Origin of the sequence: Pseudomonas peli, assembly GCF_050563605.1 — a bacterium.
GTDB lineage: Bacteria > Pseudomonadota > Gammaproteobacteria > Pseudomonadales > Pseudomonadaceae > Aquipseudomonas > Aquipseudomonas peli_A.
On sequence record NZ_JBNXUH010000183.1, the window covers coordinates 1 to 228 of the forward strand.

Consider the following 228-nt stretch of genomic DNA (forward strand, 5'->3'; position numbering starts at 1 on the left):
CGTTGGGTTGGAAATGTTTAATAGGGGCCGGTTCAGGCGTAGTTCCCGGGTTGCTCCCTGGTCGTTCCCGTTTTGGTGGTTATAATTAGGGCGCCGGCCGCCCAGGACTCGTCGCCCGGCAGCTGGTCCTTGCTCAGGCCAGGAAACATCGCGGCCATCTCYGGCCAGCCCTGCTGGTGGTCCATGTAGTCGATCTTCGGCAGCAAGGGCGGCGGATCGGTGTAGGGG

Annotated in this window: 1 pseudogene; it reads right to left on the bottom strand. The window is 62.6% G+C overall.

Annotation, left to right across the window (positions count from 1 at the left end):
* Positions 1-35: 35 nt before the first annotated feature.
* Positions 36-228, bottom strand: a pseudogene (locus ACQ4LH_RS21415) (cyclase family protein); the annotation flags it as partial.